This window comes from Pelomicrobium sp., assembly GCF_036803785.1.
Classification (GTDB): domain Bacteria; phylum Pseudomonadota; class Gammaproteobacteria; order Burkholderiales; family UBA6910; genus Pelomicrobium.
On the sequence record NZ_DAIRTR010000209.1, the window covers coordinates 1 to 3410 of the forward strand.

At 64.8% G+C, this 3410-nt stretch carries 4 protein-coding genes and 1 pseudogene; 3 read left to right on the forward strand and 2 right to left on the reverse strand.

All coding sequences use genetic code 11. The annotated features are described in order from the left end of the window. Window positions 1-772: alpha-glucan family phosphorylase (gene glgP / locus V7Q81_RS15260; RefSeq protein WP_333845027.1), on the reverse strand; the 772-nt coding region annotated here is incomplete at its 3' end. A gap of 97 nt (window positions 773-869) precedes the next feature. Beyond that, window positions 870-1415: an oligoribonuclease gene (orn, locus tag V7Q81_RS15265; RefSeq protein WP_333845030.1), complete on the reverse strand. Its 546-nt coding sequence runs from the start codon at window positions 1413-1415 to the stop codon at window positions 870-872. A gap of 118 nt (window positions 1416-1533) precedes the next feature. On the opposite strand from orn, the gene V7Q81_RS15270 reads away from it, so the two are divergent. The 3 genes and pseudogenes from V7Q81_RS15270 to V7Q81_RS15280 form a co-directional block, all read left to right on the forward strand. Then, window positions 1534-2781 carry a M48 family metallopeptidase gene (locus V7Q81_RS15270; RefSeq protein ID WP_333845032.1) on the forward strand — a complete coding sequence of 416 codons (1248 nt, stop codon included), beginning with the start codon at window positions 1534-1536 and terminating at the stop codon, window positions 2779-2781. A 9-nt stretch (window positions 2782-2790) separates the two neighbouring features. Next, entirely contained in the window at window positions 2791-3105 is a 315-nt protein-coding gene (locus tag V7Q81_RS15275) for a cytochrome c (protein ID WP_333845034.1), read from the forward strand. A 13-nt stretch (window positions 3106-3118) separates the two neighbouring features. Next, a pseudogene (locus V7Q81_RS15280) lies at window positions 3119-3410 on the forward strand (ribosome small subunit-dependent GTPase A); the annotation flags it as partial.

Genomic DNA, 3410 nt, shown 5'->3' on the forward strand with positions numbered 1-3410 from the left:
CCCCCAGCACCAGCTCTTGCTCTAGGCGCATGGTGCGATCCCCCCCGTAGAGCCGGTGGGAGATGTCCCGGTCGTCGGGTCGGTTCTCCTCCAGGTCTGTATCCAGGAGATAGAGGTTCACGTGGCCCACCCGGGCCTGCCATATCTTGACCGAGACGCTGCGGCCCGGCAGCTCCACCGCTACCCTGAGCTCCTTGCCGTCCGGGCCGATGACAGGCGACACCGGCAAGTCGTCGAAATCGGAATCGGTGTACAGGGCGTGCTGGTTGCCGTCGTTGTCCAGGCTCTGGTGGAAATAGCCCTGGCGGTAGAGCAATCCCACCCCGACAAAGGGCAGGCGCATATCGCTCGCCGTCTTGCAATGGTCCCCCGCCAGGATGCCCAGGCCGCCGGAGTAGATGGGGAAGCTCTCGTGGAAGCCGAACTCGGCACAGAAGTAGGCCACCAAGTCTTCCGGCCCTAGGAGGGGCTGGCCGTCACGCCGGACCGGCTCCGAGTGGTAAGAGTCGTAGGCGGAAAGAATGTGGTTGTAAGAGGCCAGGAAGACCGGATCTTCCGCCGCCTGGGCCAGGAGCTTCTCGTCGACCCGCTTCAAAAACGCCTTGGGGTTGGTGCCCACCGCGTCCCACAGGCCCGGATGCAGCCGGGCGAAGAGGGTGCGGGTCGGCCGGTCCCAGCTATACCACAGGTTGTTCGCCAGCTCTTCTAGCCGAGCCAGGCGGCGCGGGATCTTCGGGTTGACTTCCAGGTGGAACACCGTGCGCGGCGTCATGGGGCGTTCTTCTTCGTGAAATGTCGAGGCTAGAAATTATTCGTCTTGTTCTAGGCAATCGAACGGGAGTCCAAGCCCGTCTGAGCTTCCTCAACCTTCAGAGCCTCAAAAAATTGTCGCGGTAGTACTTGAGCTCAGCGATGGATTCGTAGACGTCGGCGAGCGCCTCGTGCTTGCCCTGTTTGGCAACACCCGCAGCCACCTCGGGGCGCCAGCGGCGGGCGAGCTCCTTCAGCGTGCTCACGTCCAGGTTGCGGTAGTGGAAATAGGCTTCGAGCCGGGGCATCCAGCGGGCAAGAAAGCGCCGATCCTGGCACACCGAGTTGCCGCACATGGGCGAGGCTTTGGGCGGCACATGCTCTTCGAGAAAAGCGAGCATGCGCTCCTCCGCCTCCTGCTCGGTCAGCCGGGAGGCCTTGACCCGCTCAATCAACCCGGTGCGGGCGTGGGTCGACTTGTTCCAGTCGTCCATTGATTCGAGCAGCGCCCCGCTCTGGTGTACCACTAGTACCGGCCCCTCGGCCACCGTTTCCAGGGCCGAGTCGGTCACCACCACCGCCACTTCCAGGATGCGGTCGGTGTCGGGGTTGAGCCCGCTCATTTCCAGGTCAATCCAGATGAGTCGCGTCGCGTCCTGTGCCATAATCGATCGGGGCGGAAAGCCGCCTCGCCCAAGCGTCGGTGGCGGCCTCCCCGGCCCCTCTCGTCAAAACTCGAGAAGCGGAATTTTGTCATAACTCCCGCGGTTGCGTCATATTTCCATGCATCCTTTTACCGCACTCTTCCTGGCCGTCCTGGCGGCCACCACCGCGATCCGGTTGTGGCTCGACCTGCGCCACATCCACCACGTGAACGCCCGGCGCGGCGCGGTGCCAGCCGAGTTCAGCGGCGTGATCGAGCTCGCCCAGCATCAGAAAGCCGCCGATTACACCGTGGCCAAGACCAAGCTCTCCCTGGTCCACACCCTTCTCGACGCGGCCCTAGTCATCGCCTTCACCCTGGGTGGCGGGCTGCAAGCGCTGATCGAATTCTGGCACGGTGCCTTCGGTGCCGGGCTCGTCGAGGCAGTGGCCCTGGTAGCCAGCGTGGTTTTGATCGTCGGTGCCCTGGAGCTTCCCCTGAGCGTCTACCGGGTCTTCGGCATCGAATCCCGTTTCGGCTTTAACCGCATGAGCGCTGCCATGTTCGTCTCGGACCTGGTGAAGCAGCTCCTCGTAACGGCTGCGCTGGGACTGCCCCTGCTCCTGCTGGTGCTCTGGTTGATGGAAAAGGCAGGCGCCTATTGGTGGCTCTACGCCTGGGCTGCCTGGGTATTGTTCAACCTGCTCGTGGTGGCCCTCTACCCCACCCTGATTGCGCCCTTATTCAACAAGTTCTCCCCCCTGGAGGAAGGAGAGCTCAAGCGGCGGGTAGAGAGGCTGCTCGAGCGCTGCGGCTTTCGCTCCCAGGGGCTGTACGTCATGGACAGCTCCCGGCGCAGCAGCCACGGCAACGCCTATTTCACGGGATTCGGCCGAGCCAAACGGATCGTGCTGTTCGACACCCTGCTCGCGCGACTCGAGCCCCCTGAAGTGGAAGCGGTGCTCGCCCACGAGCTGGGGCATTTTCGCCTGCGGCACGTGGCAAAACGGCTGATCTGGTCCTTCGCCACGAGCCTGGCGGCGCTCGCCCTGCTCGGCTGGCTGATGGAGCAGGAATGGTTCTATGCAGCCCTGGGGGTCACCACACCCTCCACCGCCGCGGCCCTGATCCTGTTTTTCCTCGTGGCACCCCCGTTCCTCCTCCCGCTACGGCCCTTGGCAGCCTATTATTCCCGACGCCACGAGTTCGAAGCGGACGCCTACGCCGCCCGGCATACCCCGGCCTCCAGCCTCGTCTCGGCGCTGCTTAAGCTGTACAAGGACAACGCCGCGACCTTGACGCCCGATCCCCTGCGATCCGCCTTCTATGACTCCCACCCGCCGGTCGGGCTGCGCATTGCCCGGCTGAAGCAGGCGGAGCCGACTTGAGGCAAGGTCATGGTGCGCGCTTTGATGCTTGCGCTTGCCTGCCTCGCCGGGGTGGAGACCGCCTGGGCCAATCCTTTTCCCAAGGGTGATCCGGCGAAGGGTGAGCGACTCATGGCACAAGCCCAGTGCGAGGCCTGCCACCAGGCCCTGTTCGGCGGAGACGGCAGCCGCATCTACACCCGTCCTGACCGGCGGGTCAACAACCCCTCCCAGCTCCGTGCCCAGGTCCGCTTCTGCGCCACCCAGGTGAGGGCCAACTGGTTCCCGGAGGAAGAAGAGCACGTGGCCGCCTACCTGAACCAGCGGTATTACCACTTCAAGTGAGAAAGGCACACTGATGGATTGCCCGGCTGGGGATCGGCCCGACCCGGGTTGCGGGTTGATGGAAGGTCGGGTGGTGGCCGCCCACGGCCGGCGTTTCGAAGTGGAAAGTCCCGACGGCGTCCGGCGCCAGTGCGTGGTGAAGGCCAAGCGGCGCGGGGTCGCCTGCGGGGACCGGGTGCGGCTGCGGCCCACGGGGGAGGGGGAAGGCATGATCGAGGAGGTCTTGCCCCGGGAGAACCTCCTCTACCGCAGCGACGCCCAGCGGGATAAGCTGATCGCCGCGAATGTGACCCAGGTGCTGGTGG